Origin of the sequence: Nocardioides sp. Bht2 (assembly GCF_047308515.1) — a bacterium.
GTDB lineage: Bacteria > Actinomycetota > Actinomycetes > Propionibacteriales > Nocardioidaceae > Nocardioides.
Genome location: NZ_JBLBWI010000001.1, coordinates 173,406 through 190,476, shown reverse-complemented (window position 1 = coordinate 190,476; position 17,071 = coordinate 173,406). Strand labels below are relative to the sequence as shown.

General features: G+C 68.1%; 16 protein-coding genes. 12 read left to right on the top strand and 4 right to left on the bottom strand.

Annotation, left to right across the window (positions count from 1 at the left end):
• Positions 1–21: 21 nt before the first annotated feature.
• Positions 22–2,952: a carboxypeptidase regulatory-like domain-containing protein gene (locus tag ACLM5J_RS00970; protein WP_413654133.1), complete on the bottom strand. Its 2,931-nt coding sequence runs from the start codon at positions 2,950–2,952 to the stop codon at positions 22–24.
• A 180-nt stretch (positions 2,953–3,132) separates the two neighbouring features.
• On the opposite strand from ACLM5J_RS00970, the gene ACLM5J_RS00965 reads away from it, so the two are divergent.
• Positions 3,133–4,809, top strand: coding sequence for an alkaline phosphatase (locus ACLM5J_RS00965; protein ID WP_413654132.1), 1,677 nt, complete (start codon positions 3,133–3,135; stop codon positions 4,807–4,809).
• Positions 4,810–4,909: 100 nt separating this feature from the next.
• Here the strand turns inward: ACLM5J_RS00965 and ACLM5J_RS00960 are convergent, their stop codons facing one another.
• Positions 4,910–5,506, bottom strand: coding sequence for a TetR/AcrR family transcriptional regulator (locus ACLM5J_RS00960; RefSeq protein WP_413654131.1), 597 nt, complete (start codon positions 5,504–5,506; stop codon positions 4,910–4,912).
• A gap of 115 nt (positions 5,507–5,621) precedes the next feature.
• Here ACLM5J_RS00960 and ACLM5J_RS00955 point away from each other — a divergent pair, with 115 nt between their 5' ends.
• The 10 genes from ACLM5J_RS00955 to ACLM5J_RS00910 all read left to right on the top strand — a co-directional run bounded on the left by ACLM5J_RS00955 (position 5,622) and on the right by ACLM5J_RS00910 (position 14,247).
• A complete protein-coding gene (locus ACLM5J_RS00955) occupies positions 5,622–6,782 on the top strand; it encodes an acyl-CoA dehydrogenase family protein (protein ID WP_413654130.1) in 1,161 nt (386 codons plus the stop codon).
• A complete protein-coding gene (locus tag ACLM5J_RS00950; RefSeq protein WP_413654129.1) occupies positions 6,782–7,750 on the top strand; it encodes a bifunctional MaoC family dehydratase N-terminal/OB-fold nucleic acid binding domain-containing protein in 969 nt (322 codons plus the stop codon). The genes ACLM5J_RS00955 and ACLM5J_RS00950 overlap by 1 nt, the downstream gene beginning before the upstream one ends.
• Complete coding sequence (locus ACLM5J_RS00945; RefSeq protein WP_413654128.1) at positions 7,750–8,880, top strand: acyl-CoA dehydrogenase family protein; 1,131 nt, start codon at positions 7,750–7,752, stop codon at positions 8,878–8,880. Before ACLM5J_RS00950 ends, ACLM5J_RS00945 begins: the two co-directional genes overlap by 1 nt.
• Positions 8,877–9,302, top strand: coding sequence for a MaoC family dehydratase (locus ACLM5J_RS00940; protein WP_413654127.1), 426 nt, complete (start codon positions 8,877–8,879; stop codon positions 9,300–9,302). The genes ACLM5J_RS00945 and ACLM5J_RS00940 overlap by 4 nt, the downstream gene beginning before the upstream one ends.
• Positions 9,299–10,486, top strand: coding sequence for a lipid-transfer protein (locus tag ACLM5J_RS00935; RefSeq protein ID WP_413654126.1), 1,188 nt, complete (start codon positions 9,299–9,301; stop codon positions 10,484–10,486). Before ACLM5J_RS00940 ends, ACLM5J_RS00935 begins: the two co-directional genes overlap by 4 nt.
• A 123-nt stretch (positions 10,487–10,609) precedes the next feature.
• The gene (locus ACLM5J_RS00930) at positions 10,610–11,377 is read left to right on the top strand and encodes a hypothetical protein (protein WP_413654125.1); all 768 of its coding nucleotides are present in this window, start codon (positions 10,610–10,612) and stop codon (positions 11,375–11,377) included.
• A 125-nt stretch (positions 11,378–11,502) separates the two neighbouring features.
• Entirely contained in the window at positions 11,503–12,129 is a 627-nt protein-coding gene (locus ACLM5J_RS00925; protein ID WP_413654124.1) for a hypothetical protein, read from the top strand.
• 124 nt (positions 12,130–12,253) lie between these two features.
• Positions 12,254–12,868 carry a hypothetical protein gene (locus ACLM5J_RS00920; protein WP_413654123.1) on the top strand — a complete coding sequence of 205 codons (615 nt, stop codon included), beginning with the start codon at positions 12,254–12,256 and terminating at the stop codon, positions 12,866–12,868.
• A 69-nt stretch (positions 12,869–12,937) separates the two neighbouring features.
• On the top strand, positions 12,938–13,429 hold the full coding sequence (locus ACLM5J_RS00915; protein WP_413654122.1) for a nuclear transport factor 2 family protein: 492 nt from the start codon (positions 12,938–12,940) through the stop codon (positions 13,427–13,429).
• Positions 13,426–14,247 (top strand): SDR family NAD(P)-dependent oxidoreductase, encoded by an 822-nt coding sequence (locus tag ACLM5J_RS00910; protein ID WP_413654121.1) that lies wholly within the window; start codon positions 13,426–13,428, stop codon positions 14,245–14,247. Before ACLM5J_RS00915 ends, ACLM5J_RS00910 begins: the two co-directional genes overlap by 4 nt.
• 65 nt (positions 14,248–14,312) lie before the next feature.
• On the opposite strand, the gene ACLM5J_RS00905 is transcribed toward ACLM5J_RS00910, so the two are convergent.
• Together ACLM5J_RS00905 and ACLM5J_RS00900 are read right to left on the bottom strand one after the other, a co-directional pair.
• On the bottom strand, positions 14,313–15,275 hold the full coding sequence (locus ACLM5J_RS00905) for a hypothetical protein (RefSeq protein ID WP_413654120.1): 963 nt from the start codon (positions 15,273–15,275) through the stop codon (positions 14,313–14,315).
• Positions 15,276–15,500: 225 nt separating this feature from the next.
• Positions 15,501–16,520: a hypothetical protein gene (locus tag ACLM5J_RS00900; RefSeq protein WP_413654119.1), complete on the bottom strand. Its 1,020-nt coding sequence runs from the start codon at positions 16,518–16,520 to the stop codon at positions 15,501–15,503.
• 145 nt (positions 16,521–16,665) lie between these two features.
• On the opposite strand from ACLM5J_RS00900, the gene ACLM5J_RS00895 reads away from it, so the two are divergent.
• Entirely contained in the window at positions 16,666–17,016 is a 351-nt protein-coding gene (locus ACLM5J_RS00895; protein ID WP_413654118.1) for a DUF2200 domain-containing protein, read from the top strand.
• Positions 17,017–17,071: the final 55 nt, after the last annotated feature.

Genomic DNA, 17,071 nt, shown 5'->3' with positions numbered 1-17,071 from the left:
ACGCCACTTAGGGACCTACAGCTACTTCTTGTACTTCAGCTTGGTCTTGGCGGACTGCACGTTGGCCGGGCCGGTGTAGCTGACGGTCAGCTTGTGCTTGCCACGCTTGAGCTTCGCGAGGCTGACGGTCGCTCTGCCCTTGGCCTTCGGCTTGAGAGTGATCGTGGCGATCACCTTCTTGCCGTCCTTGACCACGAGGGTGCCGGTGGGCCTGCTCCAGGTAGGCACGGTGACGGTGACGGTCAGCTTGGCCTTCGCCACCGACGCCTTCACCGAGGCGGGTGCCTTGGGCACGGTCACCGGCTTGCTGGTGAAGACCGTCGAGGCACGTAGGCCCTCGGGGTCGTCGATGGTCAGCGTGTAGGTCAGTGCGCGGTTACCCGCGGTGACGGGGACCTTGAACTTCTGGCCCCAGCCACCAGCTGCGAAATCGTCAGCGGGCCTGCCGTCCAAGAACCACTCCACCCAGGCCGAGTCCTTGTCGATGTCGGCGCCCACCAGGGAGCCGGGGTCGACGGTCAGGGTCTGCCCGACCGCGACCTTGCCGGTCAGCTTCGGCTTGATGGCGAAGACCGCCGCCGGAAGGAACAGTTGGACGTCGTCGATCAGCCCGTCGTACAACTCCAGACCCGGCGCGGTGATCGTGCCGGTGGCGCCGACGGTCACGGTGACCGGGGAACCGGTCTCCGGGTGGACCAACTGCTCCGTCTGATAGCCGGCCTTGCTGTAGGCGAGGCGGTACCGGCCCGGGCGCAGCGCCAGCCGGTAGACCCCGGCGTCGCCGAAGGTCGCATCCGGGCCGGTCAACACCGTCACGGCATCGCCGCCGGTCAACGGCGAGGCCGTCACGGTGACGCCGTCGAGAGGCTCGTAGTACGGGTCATAGACCAGCCCGACCACGTCGAAGGTCGAGTCGGCGCTGGCCGCGGTCAGCCGGGTCAGCAACGGCGTCGACTCACCGTCCACGGTGACGACGCCACCCTGGCCGACCTTCACCTCCGCAGCGATCTCGCCGCCGAACCAGGCGTCGCGGTAGCGGACGGCGTTGCTGGTGCGGTCGGTGAAGCGCAGCTTGTACGTGCCGATCCGTAGGCCGTGCGCGGTCGTCGCGGCGGTACCTGCGCCGGTGAAGGCGAAGGCCCCCGTGGAGTCGGTGACACCGGTGGCGATCACAGCGCCGTCGTCGGTGGAGACCGCTTCCACGGTGATTCCACCGACCCCGTCCTCGCCGTCGGTGGCGCTGCCTGCGACCGGGTACGGGACGGTGCCCTGGAGCACTACGACGCCCACCTCGCCGCCCAGCACGGGCTCCGCATCGACGGTGACCCCGGCGGCGCTGACCACGACGCGTGCCTTGGTGGGCGGCTCCGCCTCCTCGTTGGCCAGGAAGCCGGCCGCGAACTCCGCGTTGGCGGCAACCGTGATCTGGTAGCTACCGGCCTTCAGCGCCAGCTCGAACTGGCCATCGTCGGCGTCGCCAGGAACGGCGCCGGTCACGGTGCTGGCGACCGTGCCGATCGGGTTCGTGCCGGGGATCGGCGTGGCGGTCACGGTGACGCCGTCGATCGGGTCGGCGTTGACGTCCTCGACCGCGCCGAGCACCGAATAGGTGGTGGTCGCGTCGGCCTGAGCCAGGCGGATCGTGGGCAGCGTGGAGATCGGCTCGCCGTCCTCGATGGTGACCACGCCGCCCTGGGCGACCCAGACGGTCTCCGGGACCGAGCCGCCCAGCCACGCGGTCACGAAGTGTGGGGCGACCTGGTCCAGGTCGGTGAACTCCAGGTTGTAGGCACCGATGGGCAGCGCGAGGTGGTAGTTGCCGGACCCGTTGCTGATCCCGGTGATCGGCTCCTCGTCGCCGTGCGCGCGGACCGTGATTCCCGACAGCGGGCTCGAGGTGGCGTCGGCGACTGTGCCGTTGACCGTGAACGGGGTGCTCGCGAGCACCATCTCCGGTAGCTGGTTGTTGAGGATCTCGTCGGCCGGGCTCACGCTCAGCGACCCGTTGACGGCGACGCTGACCTGCCCGCCGTAGGTGCCGGTGAGGAAGCCGGTCCGCGCGAAGCTCACCTGGTAGGTCCCGGGCAGGACCGGGACCGAATAACTGCCGGCGGCGTCGTCGACGCCGCCGGTGGTCCCGGTCGCGGTGCCCTGGGTGGCGCCGACCCCGGTCACGGTGACCGTGACGTTGTTGATGCCGACGCCGAGGGCGTCGCTCACCCGCCCGGCGATCGGGTACGCGGTGCTGGCGCTGCCGGCGGTCAGGGTGATCGCGCCGAGGGGCAGGTCGCCGTTCACCGTTACGGCTTCGGGCTCGCCGGCGCCGTACCAGCGGTCCACGTAGCCGTGGGCCGGGTCGGTGAAGCGCAGGTAGTAGATGCCGCTGCGGACCGGAAGGGTGAAGTTGCCGCCGGCGACCGTGCTGGTGGTTGCCAGTGGCTCCTCGTCCTCGGGGTCGGCGAACAGGCCGACCGTGATCCCGGCCAGTGCCTGGCCGCCGGGCGCCTGCACGGTCCCGCTGAGCGCGTGGACGGTGCTGGAGACCAGGACGACGTCGTCGAGCAGGCCCTCCTCGACCGGCTCGCCGTCCAGGGCGACGCCGCCGTCGGCGTCGACCGTGACCACGGCCGGCTCCTCGATGCCGAGCCATCCGGGGTCGTACCCGGCGCGGGTGAAGGTCAGTGTGTAGCTGCCCGCCGACAGGGCGAGCGTGTAGCCGCCGTCGACGTCGGTGGTGGTGCTGGCCGCCACCGACGCAGGGTCGGAATGCGGGTGCGCCTGCACGGTGACGTCGCTCAGCGGATCGCCCAGTGAGTCGTAGACCGACCCGGTCACGGTCGCCGGCGCCGCATGAGCGCTGGCACCGAGCAGCGCGGAGACTCCGAGGAGCACGGCGATGCTCATGAGGACGGCGAGGAGGCGGGCCGCTGGCCGCGCGGAGGGAGACGACATGTCAGCACTATCGGCGGGCCGGAGCCGAAATTTTGGCAACCATCGTTCTGGTCCAGACCATTGGTCGTCCCGTCGACCGGCTGCTCTTCACATGGCGGTCATCTGATCGTCGTATCGGTGGGCTTTCGCGTTCGCCTCCGCGCGATTGCGTGCAGGCACAAACAGACGAAAGGAAGTGTCGTGCCTCGACGCAAGCACGTGGGTCTGGCGGTCGCCGCCGCAGCTGGAGTGGTCCTGGTCGGAACGTTCGGAGCCCAGGCTCAGATCGCTCCGGTCGAGCAGGGTTTCACCAAGGAGCGCTCTGCGGAGTTGGCTGGTCAGATCGACCCGGCGAAGCCACGCAACGTCATCCTGATCATCGGTGACGGCATGGATGACTCGATGATCACTGCCGCCCGCAACTACGAGAAGGGCGCCAGCGGTCGCTTCGAGGGCCTGGACGCGCTGCCGTTCACCGGCGCGATGACGACCCACGGCCTGAAGGCCGGCGAGGGCCCGGACTACCCGATCGCCTACGTCTCCGACTCCGCGCCGACCGCCTCGGGCTGGTCGACCGGCAAGAAGACCATCGACGGCCGGATCTCCCAGGGCCCGAGCTCCGCGGCCAACGTGCCCGGCGAGGACTACGGCACCGTCCTGGAGCAGTACAAGGCCGACGGCAAGCTGGTCGGCAACGTCAGCACCGCCGAGGTCACCGACGCGACTCCCGCTGCCGCGGCCTCGCACATCAATGCGCGCGCCTGCCAGGGTCCGGCCGACATGGCGAACTGCGCCCCGGCCAAGAAGGCCAACGGCGGCAAGGGTTCCATCGCGGAGCAGTTGGTGGACAACAAGATCGACGTCCTGCTCGGTGGCGGGCTCAACCGCTACAACCAGGCCACCGACGACGGCCCCACGGTCAAGGAGTACGCCGAGACCACCCGCGACTACCGCTTCGTGGGCGACAAGGCGGGCCTCGACGCCGTCACCTCACTCAAGGACGGCCCGGTGCTGGGCCTCTTCACCGGCGGCAACATGACGCCGGAGTACAAGTCGCTGGTCGCCACCGCGCCGCCCGGTGTGGGTGGCCCCGAGACCCGGTGCGAGACCGCCGATCGCGGCAACCAGCCCGACTTCGCGCAGATGACCGCCAAGGCGATCGAGCTGCTCGACAACGAGAAGGGCTTCTTCCTGCAGGCCGAGAGCGCGATGATCGACAAGCAGGAGCACGCCTCCGACATCTGCGGCGCGATCGGTGACGTCAAGGCGCTCGACGAGGCCGTCCAGGTGGCGCTCGACTTCCAGGCGGAGAACCCGGACACCCTGATCATCGTCACCGGTGACCACGCCCACTCGACGCAGATCGTCGGCGGTGCCGACCAGGGCCGTCAGACCGCGACGGTCAAGACCGCCGACGGCGACCCGATGACGGTGGCCTACTCGACCTCGGCGTCGGGCTCGAACCACACCGGTGCCCAGATCCGGGTCGCCGCCTCCGGTCCGCAGGCCGCCAACGTGACCGGCGTGATCGACCAGACCGACCTCTACGCCACGATGCTCGGCCGTACCCCGAGCAAGCTCCCGGTGACCACGGTCCCGGCGAAGCCGTCGGCCTCGTTGGCAGCGGCGAAGAAGGTCTCCAGCAAGGTGCTCGCCAAGCGGGGCATCTCGGTGGTGACCGCGGCTTCGGCGTCGACCTCGGTGAAGGTGACCCTGGTGAAGGGGGCGAAGACGCTGGCCACCAAGAAGGCCGCAAAGACCGGCGGTGTGGTCACCCTGAAGGCGAAGAAGGTGACCGGCAAGGTGACCGTCGTGGTCACCGCGACCGGTCCGGGTGGTACGACGACCGCCAAGACCAAGGTGACCGTCACCCGCTGACGGCGCTGACAGCGCTGACGGAGCTGACGGCGCCGGATCAACCGCGCTGAGGGGTGGCCATGCGAAGGCGTGGCCACCCTTTCGGCGTTGTGGGCGAGCGTTACGGCAGCAGTCGGGCGGTCGCTTCGGCCAGGATCTGACTGACCTCTTCGGGGTTGCGGCCCGAGGCGACGCCGATCATGGCGCCGAGGAACATCATCGACAGCATCCGGGTGGCGCTGGCGATCTGTTCGGGGGAGTGCTCCGAGCCGGCCAGGGTCTCGCCGATCCAGGCGGCCTGTTCCGGGCCGAAGCCGACGACGCCGTCCTCGTCGGCCCAGTCAGGGGCGCTGGCGACGTAGCCGCGGTAGAGCGCCTGGTAGAGCAGCGGCTTCTCGCCCGCCTCGCGCAGGATCCGGGCGAAGACGACGCCCAGTCGATCGGCCGGCGTCGCACCCTGGGGTGGCCGGGCCCGGAACGCCTCGGTGGAGCGCTCGCCGAGGGACATCAGCGCCTCCATCAGCAACTGGTCCTTGGAGCTTGCGTGCTGGTAGGCGGTCGGCACCGAGACGCCGGCAGCGGCGGCTACCTGCCGGATCCCGACGGCGTCGTAACCGCCCTCGGTGGCCAGGTCGATCACGGTGGCGATCAGCTTCTCGCGGGTCGCCGCCCGGGCAGGCGAGAGCACGCGCTGCACGACGCGGTGGCGACTGGTCATGGGCAGCACCCTATACGGCTCGGTAGCCAAACGAATAGACGAGCGGTTGACACATGTCTACTCACCTGACAATCTGACGCTCAACGCCTCTTCCGGCCGCGAACCAAGGAGTGTCATGGAACTGCGTGAGACCCCCGCTCAACAGGCGCTACGCCAAGAGCTGCGGGAATACTTCGCCCAACTGTTGCCCGACGACGAGCGCCGCGCGGTGGGTGAGCTCGGTGCCGGTGGCCCGCGCTTCCGCGAGGTCGTGAAGATGATGGGCCGCGACGGCTGGCTCGGGGTCGGCTGGCCCAAGGAGTACGGCGGCCGCGGGCTGGGCGCCGAAGAGCAGTTCATCTTCTACGACGAGATCCAGCGCGCCGGTGTGCCGTTCCCGCTGGTCACCATCAACACCGTCGGTCCGACGCTGATGCAGTTCGGTACCGAGGAGCAGAAGAAGAAGTACCTGCCCGGCATGCTGACCGGCGACATCGTCTTCGCGATCGGCTACACCGAGTCCGACGCCGGTACCGACCTCGCGTCGCTGAAGACCCGCGCGGTCGCCGACGGCGACGACTTCGTCGTCAACGGCTCGAAGATCTTCACCACCGGCGGCAACACCTCCGACTACGTGTGGCTGGCCTGCCGGACCGACCCGGACGCGCCCAAGCACAAGGGCATCTCGATCCTGATCGTGCCCTGCGACGACCCGGGTTACTCGCACAGCCAGATCAAGTCGGTCGGCGGCATCCACCCCTGCGCCACCTACTACCAGGACATCCGCGTCTCCAAGAGCGAGGTCGTCGGCGAGGTCAACGGCGGTTGGTCGTTGATCACCGCGCAGCTCAACCACGAGCGCGTCGCGCTGGCCGCCCTCGGCGGCCGGATGATCCAGCTCTGGGAGCAGACGCTGGAGTGGGCCAAGGAGACCGGCGTCATCGACAAGCCGTGGGTCCAGCAGGAGTTCGCCCGCACCCACGCCAAGCTTGAGGCGATGCGGCTGGTCAACTGGAAGCTCGCTGCTGCGGTGGGCGACCACAACCTGCGCGGCGAGCAGGCCGGCGCCGCCAAGGCGTACGGCACCGAGACGCACATCGACCTGCAGCGCACCCTCTTCCAGATCCTGGGCGCCGCGGGCCGGATCCGGGCCGGTTCCACCGGTGAGGTGCTGCACGCCCAGGTCGAGCAGCTCTCCCGTCAGGGCCTGGTCAACACCTTCGGCGGCGGCGTCAACGAAGTCCTGCGCGACATGATCGCGACGATGGGCCTGGGCATGCCGAGGGGGAAGCGCTGATGAGCGAGCAAGCAGCTGAAGCGCGCAGCTACGACGAGCGCCTGGCCGCCTTCGTCGGCCGGGTGATCAACGCCAAGACGCCGTCGCAGGACCCGGTCAACGTGCCGATGATCCGGCACTGGGTCGAGGCCTTCGACCTCACCAACCCGGCCCACCTCGACGCCGACGCCGCAGCCGCCACCGGCCGTGACGCCGTCGTGGCCCCGGCCTCGATGGTGCAGGCCTGGGTGATGCGCGGTTACGCCAAGACGGTCCGCCCGGTCGCCGACTCCGGTGCCGGCGCCGGGTTCGCCGAGCTGGTCGACCTGCTCGCCGAGGGCGGCTATACCTCGGTGGTGGCGACCGACTCGGAGTTCGAGTTCGAGCGTGAGCTCATCCCCGGCGACGACATCACCATCGAAGAGGTCGTCTCCGCGATCGGTCCCGAGAAGGAGACCGGCCTCGGTACCGGTCGCTTCGTGACCACCGTGAAGACCTACCGCGACGCCGACGACCAGGTCGTCGCGACGCAGACCTGGCGCACCCTGCGGTTCAAGCCGAAGGCGAAGGCCGAGCCGAAGGCGCTGCGTCCGCGTCCGGCGATCAACCTCGACAACCAGTTCTGGTTCGAGGCCGCCAAGGAGCACCGCCTGGTGATCCAGCGCTGCGCCGCGTGTTCGGAGCTCCGTCACCCGGTCGGGCCGCAGTGCCCGAAGTGCCAGTCGTTCGAGTGGGACACCGTCGAGGCCAGCGGCAAGGCGACGCTCTACTCGTTCACCGTGGCGCACCACCCCAAGCACCCTGCGTTCGACTACCCGCTGGTGATCGCGGTCGTCGAGCTCGAGGAGGGCACCCGCCTGATCGCCAACCTCGCCGGGGTCAGCCCGGACGAGGCGACGATCGGGATGGCGCTCACCCTCGACTGGATCGACGCCGATCCTGACTTGACCCTGCCGGTCTTCCGCGCCGCAGCAACCGAGGAGAACTGATGGACTTCAACCTTGACGAGGACCTCCAGGCCCTGGGCGGCCTGGCGGCTGAGATATTCGACGGCAAGGCCGACACCGATCGGGTGCGGGCGATCGAGGTCTCCGAGACCCGGATCGACGACGTCCTGTGGCAGGCGCTGGCCCAGGCCGGCCTGCTCGGTCTGACGATCGCCGAGGAGCACGGCGGCGCCGGCCTCGGCTTCGACGCCCTGGCCGTGGTGCTGGAGGAGCAGGGGCGCCACGTGGCCCCGGTTCCGCTCTGGTCGGCAGCGGTCGCTGCCGAGGCGATCGCCCGGTTCGGTACCGCCGAGCAGCAGGCAGCCCTGCTGCCGGGCACCGCGGCCGGCGAGAGCCGGGTCGCGCTGGCGCTGGAGGAGTACGACGGCGCTGAGACGACGGCTCCGTTGGCCACGGCCACCCCGGCCGGTGACGCCTACCAGCTGAACGGCGTCAAGGCGGTCGTGCCGAGCCTGGCCGGTGCCCAGCACGTGCTGGTCTCCGCGACCGCACCGAACGGCCCCGGTCTCTTCCTGGTCGACCTCGCCGCTGACGGCGTCGCGGTCGCCACCTCGGAGACCACCAGCTACGACCTGGCCGGCGAGCTCACCCTCAACGGTGCCCTCGGCGTCGCCGTGGGTCAGCCTGGCGACCAGGCCCTCGCGGTCACGCTGCGGTTGGGTGCGATCGCCCTGGCCGCGATCCAGGTCGGTGTCACCGACGGCGCGATGCGGCTGGCGGCCTCCTACCTGTCGGAGCGCGAGCAGTTCGGCCGTCCGCTGGGCTCGTTCCAGGCCGTCCAGCACCAGTTGGCGGACTGCTGGATCGACATCGACGGCATGCGAGTCACCCTGTGGCAGGCGCTGGCCGCCGACGCCGACGACACGCTGGGCGCCGATGAGCTGCGGGTCGCCGAGCGCTCCGCGCTGGTGGCCAAGTGGTGGTGCGACCAGGCCGGTCTCGACGTGGTGCACCGTACGCAGCACGTCCACGGCGGTATGGGCATCGACACCGACTACGCCGTGCACCGTCACTTCCTGTGGGGCAAGCAGATCTCCTCGACCCTGGGTGGCGCTTCGGCGGCCCTGGCCAGCCTGGGCACCCTGCTCACCGAGACGGAGGTGCGCTCATGAGCATCGCCGCCACCAAGCGGGCCTCCGAGGTCACCGTGGGCGAGCAGATCGCCGAGCTGCCGATCCCGCTGACCCGGACGATGATCGTGGCCACCGCGATCGCCAGCCGTGACTACCAGGACGTCCACCACGACCCGGCGCTCGCCGTGGAGCGTGGCTCGAAGGACATCTTCATGAACATCCTTGCCAGCAACGGGTTCGTGGAGAAGTACGTCGTCGAGTGGGCCGGACCCGGCGCGGTCGTGAAGAAGATCAAGGTCCGTCTCGGCGCACCCAACTACCCCGGCGACACGATGACGATGACCGGCTCGGTCACCGCCGTCGAGGGCCGTCGGGTCACGGTCGAGGTCAAGGGCATGAACAGCTACGGACCGCACGCGAGCGGCTTCGTCGTCGTCGAACTGCCGGAGGAGGACGCATGAGCGTGACTGTTGATCGGAACCTCTCGGGTGCCACCGCGATCGTCGGGATCGGCGCCACCGAGTTCTCCAAGGAGTCGGGCCGTTCCGAGCTGCAGCTCGGCTGCGAGGCGGTCACCGCGGCCATCGCCGACGCCGGGCTCAAGCCCAGCGACGTCGACGGTCTGGTCACCTTCACCGCCGAGTCCAGCTCGGAGATCCACATCGCCCGCAACGTCGGCATCGGTGACTTCACCTTCTTCTCGCGCGTCGGCTACGGCGGTGGCGCGGCAGCAGGCACGGTGGCGCACGCGGCAGCAGCGATCAACGCCGGCCTCGCCGACGTCGTGGTCTGCTGGCGCTCCTTCAACGAGCGGTCGGGGGAGCGGTACGGCCTCGGCCAGGCCAACCGCCCGATGGACACCAACGCCGACCGTGCCGCCTACTCCTGGATGACGCCGTTCGGTCTCTCCACCCCGGCACAGTGGGTGGCGATGTTCGCGCAGCGTTACATGCACGAGTACGGCGCGACGTCGGAGGACTTCGGTCGGGTCTCGGTGCTCTCGCGGGCCCGTGCCGCGACCAACCCGGCGGCGCACTTCTACGGTCGTCCGATCACCTTGGAGGAGCACCAGGCGTCGCGGTGGATCTCGGAGCCGCTGCACCTGCTCGACTGCTGCCAGGAGACCGACGGCGGCCAGGCGCTCGTCCTGGTCTCGGCCGAGCGTGCCAAGGACCTGCCCAACAAGCCGGTCCACGTGGTCGGTGCCTCGCAGGCTGCCGGCGACGACCAGCACATGATGACGTCGTACTACCGCGACTCGATCTCGGGCATCCCCGAGATGGGTCTGGTCGGCGACCAGCTCTGGGCGCAGAGCGGGCTCAAGGCCTCCGACATGGACGCCGCGATCATCTACGACCACTTCACCCCGTTCGTCCTCTCGCAACTGGAGGAGCTCGGCTTCTGCGGCCGCGGCGAGGCGCCCGACTTCATCAAGTCCGGTGCCCTCGAGATGGACGGCGCGGTGCCGATGAACACCCACGGCGGCCAGCTCGGCGAGGCGTACCTGCACGGTATGAACGGCATCGCCGAGGCGGTCCGTCTGGTCCGCGGTACTTCGGTGAACCAGCCGAAGACCGTTGACAACGTGGTGGTCACCGCCGGTACCGGTGTGCCGACCTCGGGTCTGGTGCTCGGGGCACGCTGAGAGACCGTTCGCTGAACGCACAGGGGCAGGCCGCAAGGCCTGCCCCTGTTGGCGTTCTGCGGTGGAGTGCCAGCGAGTGGGACCAGGCCACACCTGCATCGCACGGTGCTCGATGCTGAGGCCATGCGTCTGGAGCAATGCCGTCGAGTCTTCATCTCGTTCCCGCAGGTGACCGACCCCGCCAAGCATCCCGAGTACAACGCCTGGCACCAGCTCGATCACCAACCGGAGAACCGTGCCCTGCCCGGGGTTCTGCACGGCGACCGCTGGGTTCGGACGCCGTCCGACCGGGCGGCGGGTACGGCGGCGACCGAGGTGAGCAGCGACGCCCGCGCCCTCGACCGGGCCGACTACGTGGCGATGTACTGGTTCGCCGATCCGGTAGCCGACAGCGTCGCCGAGTGGATGGAGCTCGGTCGGACGACCGGCGAGCTGGGCCGCCGTCCGGATCTGGCGTGGACGACCCGCCGGCTGACCGGGTTCTTCCGACCGTTGGAGGGCCGGGTCGCGGACGGTGTCGAGATCAGCGCGTCGGCGTTGCCGTTCCGGATCCATGCCGGGGTGATCGTCGAGGTGGTCCAGGTCGCCGAACCCGGCACCGTGACCGCCGACGCCGCGATGCGCAGGTGGCACCGCGAGCACCTGGCTGCGGTCCGCCGCCGGCCCGGCGTCGCCGGTACCTGGACCTTCGCCAGCCGTGACGTCACGATCATCGACGACGAGCCGACCCGTTCCAAGCGGGCCGGCGAGTACCTGGTGGCGATCCATTTCTGCGAGACCGCCCCCGCCGAGATCCGTGTCGGCAGTGGGCCGACCATTCCAGGCCTGACTCCGATCGTGACGACCCCCGTCTCCACGATCACCCCCTTCGCCTGGGACTGGTTCTCCTAACCCCGAGGGCGCACCAATAGCCCCGAGGGCGCGGAAACAGCCAGCGAGGGCGCAGAAAGCTGGCTACCGTGAGCGCAGCTGAGTCGGGTTCGACAACAGCACGCGCGAGTACGGGGGAGCAGGTCATGTCAGTACGGGTGAGGTTGGTGGGTGCGGCGACGGCGGTCGCCCTGCTGGTCGGCGGCGGAGCGATCGGTAGCGCCGAGGCGGCGTCCAGCGGAGTCAGCACCAAGGACCTGCCGACACTCGCTGAGGTGGTCAAGGTGGTGCCTGCGATCAAGGGCGGCAGAACGACGACCCAGAAGACGAAGGCGTACTACGGCAACACCGGCGACTGTCGTCCTGAGGGCCGCCGGACGACTATCAGGGTCGGCCGGATCACGAGTTACTGGGCGAAGCCGAGCCGCACCGGCTTCGGAAGTGAGGCACACGTCGAGGTAGCGCACTTCAAGACGAAGAAGGCCGCCCGCCGTGCCATGACCGACTACACCGCTTGGGTGAAGAACTGCAAGGAGTCGTCTCCTGAACTCCTGTTCCTCAAGCAGCAGCCGGTGCCCAAGCTCGGGCACCAGCGGTTGGGCTTTGCCACGAAGTACGCCGCCTCCGATGAACTGCCGGCACGCAGCACCTCGTCGATCCTGGTGCGCAAGGGCCGGATGGTGGTTCAGGTCATGCGCTGGCAGAAGGGACACGACGTCAAGTTCAAGCAGACGGTCGGGCTGGTTCGGGTCGCCTACAAGCGCGCAAGGTGACCACGCACCCTGATGCTGAGCTGGTGTAGACCGGTGCTTGCATAAAGCAACTGTCTTCGGACTTCCGGAGGCGTTGAGGCTAGGCTCCCGCGGACTGATGACGACTGATCGGGAGTGAGTGCAAATGGGTGCACGTAAGAAGTTCGTGGGGATCGTTGCCGCAAGCGCGCTGCTGCTGAGTGGTGCGATGGGCACGGCTCAGGCCGCGCCGAAGCCGGTGACCGACAAGAACCTGCCGACGATGGCGCAGGTCGCCAAGGCGGTTCCGACGCTGAAGAAGGGTTCGTTCTTCGGCGAGAAGCTGCGCGTCATCGATGTCCCCGGTAAGACCTGTGAGGCGACCAAGCGCGCGAAGGCGGACGCAGGACGTGTCGGGGTCTACCTGCCCCACCCGAAGTCTGAGCTCGGCTTCAATGGCATGACGATGGTGCAGACCGTTCGCTTCACGAAGAAGGCCAAGGCCAAGCAGGTCGTCTCCGACTTCCAGCGGTTCGTGAAGCGCTGTTCCGGTAAGAGCATGGACGGCACCAAGATGACGTCGATCAAGGTGCCGAAGCTCGGGGACCAGCGGGTGGGGTTCTTCATGCGGACGGTGGAAGAGGGCGAGGAGATGATCGCTAACGTGATCGTCACCCGCCGCGGCGGCACCGTGATCCAGGTGTTCCAGTTCGGCGCCGAGAAGTCCGACAAGAGCCAGACCGTCGGCGTGACCCGCGCGGCTCTGCAGCGCTCGCGCTGATCAACGAAACGGCCGCCGTCTGCTGGGATTCCTCCCCGCGGACGGCGGCCGAGTCGTTACCGTGGCCGCGTGGACGACGAACTGGCCAGCCGCCTCGCCCGACTCGAGGCAGTCGCTGAGATCACCGCTCTCAAGCACCGTTACCTCCGGGCCTGTGACGCCAAGCGTCCTGACGAGTTCCGGGCCTGCTTCGTGGCGGAAGGTGCGGTCCTCGACTACGGACCGCTCGGCGCCTTCACCGGCGTCGAACCGATCGCGGCGATCTACGAGCGCGTGGCGTTGCGCCAGGTCGAGGGCCGCTACGTCATCTTCGACATGCACCACGCCGTCCATCCCGACATCACCGTGCTGGACGCCGACAACGCACGTGGTGACTGGACGTTGAGGTTCCGTCAGGTCAACACCGAAGCCGGCACCGAGCAGGTCAGCGCGATCGAGTACCACGACACCTATCGCCGGGAGAACGGTTCCTGGCGGATCGCGTCCAGCAAGGTGCACGTTCTGTGGTCGATGACCACGCCATTGCCTGCGGGCTTCAAGGTCCAGGAGTCCTTCCGATGAGTGCACAGGTCGCGTTGGTCACCGGCGGTAGCCGCGGCGTCGGCGAGGGGATCGCTGTCGGCCTGGCAGAGGCAGGCTGGACCGTCCATGTCTCGGGCCGCAACGCCGAGCGTCTGGCCCGTACCGTGGTGCGGATCGAGGAGGCCGGCGGACGTGGAGTGGCCCATGAGGTCGACCACGCGGACGATGCTGCCGTCCAGGACCTGGTGGCCGCCGTCGTCGAGGCCGAGGGACGCCTCGACCTGCTGGTCAACAACGTCTGGGCCGGTCCGCGGCTCAACCACGTCAACCCCGAGCCCCTCTGGGAGCGGCCGTTGAGCGACTGGGACAGCCTGATCGGTATCGGTCTGCGCGCGCACTACGTGGCACTTCATGCGGCTTCGCCGGTGATGGTCCAGCAGCGGTCGGGCACGATCGTCAACATCACCTCGGTCGGCACGCGTGCCTACCTGCACTCGACGTTGTACGGGATTTCCAAGGCAGGGTTGGACAAACTCACCCACGATGCGGCCCTGGAGCTGCGTCCCTATGGCGTCAACGTGGTCTCGCTCTGGCCCGGTCTGGTGCGGACCGAGCTGCTGCTGAAGAGCGGCCTCGACAACATAGCCGGGGTACCGATCAGTGACACCGAAACTCCTGAGCTCCAAGGGCGCGTGCTGGCCCGCCTGGTGGCCGACGCCGATCTGCCGAAGCTCAGCGGCCAAGCGTTGCTGACAGCGGAGCTCGCTGAGCAGTACGGCATCGAGGAGCCCGGCGGCAAGCCGATCTCGCCGCGGCTGATGTTCGGCGGCGGACCGGTCTTCCCGCCCCTGACCTGAAGCTCAATGTGACCTGAGCGCTTGGTTTGCGCCTCTGAGTGCGCGCTCAGGTCACATTGAGCTGGCTAGAGCGAACAAGCGAGGTAGCTGGCCCTGGTGGTGAGCTTCTTGCCGTTCTTGAGCTTGACGACGGCGCTGATCTTCGCGGGCTTGTGGTCGGCGATCTTGAGGCTGGTCGCCTTGGACCTCTTCACCTTGTTGCCCTTGAGGGTGACGGTCTTCTTGCCGTTGACCGTGTAGGCGATCGAGGCGATCTTCTTGGCCCGCTTGGCTTTGCTGGTCACCTTGGCTCTGGCGTCATGGGTTGCACAGCTGCGGCTCGCAGGCAGGGTGACATAGGGCTTGGCCTTGCCGCTGGGCCTGGCGCTTGCGCTGCCGATCGGGGCGAAGCTGATGGAGAGCTCGGCGCTGAACGCCCGGAGCGGCTGGCTGCTCCGTTCGCCGTTGCGGACCTCGGCCTCCAGGTAGCCGTTGTAGCTCCCCGGTGGGAGGAGGTATCGCCCGCTGCTACTTCCCTCGGTCTTCTCGCCCCCGGACTCGAAGTACGGGTCGTCGCCGTCCAGTGAGAAGTCCACCTCTGCCATCAACGGGCCCCGGTGGGATAGTGCCCAGTTGGCCCAGGTCGGAGTGGTGAGCGTGAAGTTGGAGACGACGTTGGCTCCGGTGTACGTCGTAGCGGGACAGGCGAAGGAAGCCTTGCTTGCCGTCGTCCGGGTGGACCCCTTGACGGAGAGCGTCATCGAGGCGGGCCGGTTGCCGACGGCGGTGGCTCGGGCCTGCGCCGTCAGGGTGTTGCTCTGGGTCAGGGTGTCGGTGGGATCGGCGTTCGACTGGTAGGTCGCCGTGGCTGCTGCACTCTGGACGTGCTTCGAGCCGTTCGGCGTGATCGGGACCGACGGCGCGTTGACGACCGGTGTGCTGGCCAGCACGCAGGGGCCACTGACGTAGGTCCCGGCGCTCGGGTCGAGCTCCAAGTAGGCGAAGGCAGCTGCCTGAACCGGCACCAGGGAGGCACCGACGAGCGCCAAGCTGGCGTGGCGACCCCGCAGCCGAGGACGGCCGTGGATCTGGCGGCACCGAGACGGCGCGAAGGCGAGTAGGACATGTGAACCCCCTGAAGGCACGGACGGACTGATCCAACGCATGGGGGCGCTGCCCACCGTAGACCGTTTTCCCGCCTCCAGCCAGGCTCAATGTGACCTGAGCGCTTGGTTCACCCCTCTGAGCGCGCGCTCAGGTCACATTGAGGTGGGTCAGGCGGTGCAAGCCAGGTAGCTGGCCTTGGTGGTGAGCTTCTTGCCGTTCTTGAGCTTGACGGTCGCCTGAATCTTGGCGGACTTGTCGTCGGCGATCTTGAGGCTGGTGGCCTTGCTCTTCGTCACCTTGCTGCCCTTAAGGGTCGCGCCCTTCTTGCCGTTGACGGTGTAGGTGATCGAAGCGATCTTCTTAGCGCGCTTGGCTTTGCCAGTCACCTTGGCGGTTGCATCGTGAGTGGCGCAGGAGCGGGCGGCGGGGAGAGTGACGTAGGGGCTGGCCTTGCCACTCGGCTTTGCGCTTGCGCTGCCGGCAGGTGTGAACTTGAGGGAGACGCTTGCCTTCGCCTTGCGTGCCGAGGTCGTGTTGATCCGTGTTCGGACCTCTGCCTCGAGGTAGCCGTCGTACTCGCCGGGCTGCAACAGGTACATACCTGTCGTGGTTCCGTCCACGTCGCGCCCGTAGGCGTCGATGTACGTTTCGGCATTGTCGATGTAGAAGTAGACGTTGGTGTACATCGGGCCCTTGCGCGCCATGGAGTAGCTCGCCCAGGTCGGCTCGGTGATGGTGAAGACGAAGTTGGTTCTGGCGCCGACGTAGGTGACGGGCGTGCAGGCGGACGCGGGCTTGCTCGCCGTCTGGCTCGCTGTGCCAGTGGCCTCAAGAGCGATCGACGTCGGCCGGTTGCCAACCGCGGTGGCCCTGGACTTCAGAGCGATCTTGGTGGTCTGGGTGACGGTGTCGGTCGTGTCGGCGTTGTTCTCATAGGAAGAGGTCGCGGTGGCCTCGCTCGCCGCGGCCGGGCCGTTCGGCGTCATCGGCACGGCGGTGGGATTGACGATTGCTGGGCTGGTCTGCGTGCAGACCCCGATGGGAAAGGAGCCGGCGTAAGGGTCGAGGTCGAGTTCGCTGAAGGGGGCAGCCTGCACCGGTGTGAGGGTGCTGGCGAGCAGCGTGACGCTAGCCGTAGCGACCCCGCTCGCGAGGGCGGCGGTGCGGAGAGTAAAGCGCGAAGACATGCGAATTCCCTTCGGGAGGTTCGCCCGAGACGAGAATGGACACCTAGGACGCTATCGGCGGCAGGGTCTCCGCGGGTGGCAATCGTGAAAGTCGTCAGTGCACACTCGACGGCGTTCGTGTCAAGCGTCGGACTAGGCTCGCGCTATGCAGCACCGGATCTTCACCACCAGCTTTGCGTCTGTCTATCCCCACTACGTCACCAAGGTGGAGAAGAAGGGCCGTAGCCGCGCCGAGCTGGACGCCGTCATCGCGTGGTTGACCGGCTTCGACGCGGAGGCGCTCGCGCGGCACCTGGAGGCGGAGTCGACCTTCGAGGAGTTCTTCGCCGATGCCTCCCTGAATCCGAACGCCGGGCTGATCAAGGGCGTCGTCTGCGGTGTTCGGGTCGAGGAGGTCGAGGACCCGTTGATGCAGAAGATCCGTTACCTCGACAAGCTCGTTGATGAGTTGGCCAAGGGCAAGGCACTCGACCTCGTCCGGCGCGCTTCTTCGTAGCGCTAGACCCACCGGAACAAGGTGACCTGAGCGAGTGATCGGCGCGCGATCGCGG

Bases quoted from the DNA above. Each gene is read 5' to 3' on its own strand.
- ACLM5J_RS00930 (WP_413654125.1), top strand. From the start codon at position 10,610: ATGCGTCTGGAGCAATGCCGTCGAGTCTTCATCTCGTTCCCGCAGGTG.
- ACLM5J_RS00895 (WP_413654118.1), top strand. From the start codon at position 16,666: ATGCAGCACCGGATCTTCACCACCAGCTTTGCGTCTGTCTATCCCCAC.
- ACLM5J_RS00955 (WP_413654130.1), top strand. From the start codon at position 5,622: ATGGAACTGCGTGAGACCCCCGCTCAACAGGCGCTACGCCAAGAGCTG.
- ACLM5J_RS00920 (WP_413654123.1), top strand. From the start codon at position 12,254: ATGGGTGCACGTAAGAAGTTCGTGGGGATCGTTGCCGCAAGCGCGCTG.
- ACLM5J_RS00910 (WP_413654121.1), top strand. From the start codon at position 13,426: ATGAGTGCACAGGTCGCGTTGGTCACCGGCGGTAGCCGCGGCGTCGGC.
- ACLM5J_RS00960 (WP_413654131.1), bottom strand. From the start codon at position 5,506: ATGACCAGTCGCCACCGCGTCGTGCAGCGCGTGCTCTCGCCTGCCCGG.
- ACLM5J_RS00970 (WP_413654133.1), bottom strand. From the start codon at position 2,952: ATGTCGTCTCCCTCCGCGCGGCCAGCGGCCCGCCTCCTCGCCGTCCTC.
- ACLM5J_RS00935 (WP_413654126.1), top strand. From the start codon at position 9,299: ATGAGCGTGACTGTTGATCGGAACCTCTCGGGTGCCACCGCGATCGTC.
- ACLM5J_RS00940 (WP_413654127.1), top strand. From the start codon at position 8,877: ATGAGCATCGCCGCCACCAAGCGGGCCTCCGAGGTCACCGTGGGCGAG.
- ACLM5J_RS00945 (WP_413654128.1), top strand. From the start codon at position 7,750: ATGGACTTCAACCTTGACGAGGACCTCCAGGCCCTGGGCGGCCTGGCG.
- ACLM5J_RS00900 (WP_413654119.1), bottom strand. From the start codon at position 16,520: ATGTCTTCGCGCTTTACTCTCCGCACCGCCGCCCTCGCGAGCGGGGTC.
- ACLM5J_RS00925 (WP_413654124.1), top strand. From the start codon at position 11,503: ATGTCAGTACGGGTGAGGTTGGTGGGTGCGGCGACGGCGGTCGCCCTG.
- ACLM5J_RS00950 (WP_413654129.1), top strand. From the start codon at position 6,782: ATGAGCGAGCAAGCAGCTGAAGCGCGCAGCTACGACGAGCGCCTGGCC.